Origin of the sequence: Caballeronia sp. LZ029 (assembly GCF_031451275.1) — a bacterium.
GTDB classification, from domain to species: Bacteria; Pseudomonadota; Gammaproteobacteria; order Burkholderiales; family Burkholderiaceae; genus Caballeronia; species Caballeronia jiangsuensis.
Window position 1 is genome coordinate 1 of record NZ_JARUXO010000014.1, and the last position, 717, is coordinate 717.

Annotated in this window: 1 pseudogene; it reads left to right on the top strand. The window is 58.4% G+C overall.

Annotated elements, in window-relative coordinates:
• Window positions 1-432 precede the first annotated feature (432 nt).
• Window positions 433-618, top strand: a pseudogene (locus QCE73_RS33885) (DDE-type integrase/transposase/recombinase); the annotation flags it as partial.
• Between the last annotated feature and the right edge of the window lie 99 nt (window positions 619-717).

Sequence of the window (717 nt, forward strand, 5' to 3'; positions counted from 1 at the left end):
CGGTGATCGACGGGGCGCCACCGCTTACGCGGCGGCGCCAAACAAAAACTGGGGAAATTTACTTCGACGAAAATGAGGAGTATCTATCCGACGCTGACACGGGTTCAGATCGCTGATGCGCGAATACATCCGCGCACCAGAGCCGGGACAGGCAACGACATGGGTGCTGCAGGGCCAAACTAGTCGAGGTTGGTACGGAGCGGTGGCGCTTCGGCGTCTTGTTACCAGCCGCAAGGGTCGTTTCACCTGGCGTACCCCGATGGAAAATCCGTACATCATGCGCGATGAGACACGAAGGACCATCGAGTCGCGCTATGCCGATGTTGCCTTTGCTATGAGCAACACTTGAATGGAGAGCCGGATGCGCTGAAAAGTGCAGGTCCGGTTCGGGGAGGAGAGGCGGGGAAATAGTTCGACTACGCCCTGTCTCTTACTCCGCTTCCGACAACAGAGGGCTTTCTCTATCTGGCTGTGGTGCTTGATGTCTTCAGCCGGCGCATCGTCGGCTGGGCGATGTCGAACCACTTGTACACCGAACTGATGTTGCGTGCGCTCGACATGGCCCTCCAGCAGCGACGTCATGAGGGCGTGATTTTGCATTCCGACCAGGGGGCCCAAGGCGGATTCAACCGGTCGTCGCAACACCTTTGATCGAGGAGGTGTTTATGGGACGACCAGCGGGCTGGATGCGTAAGTTGACAGGGCGAGGAGCGATGC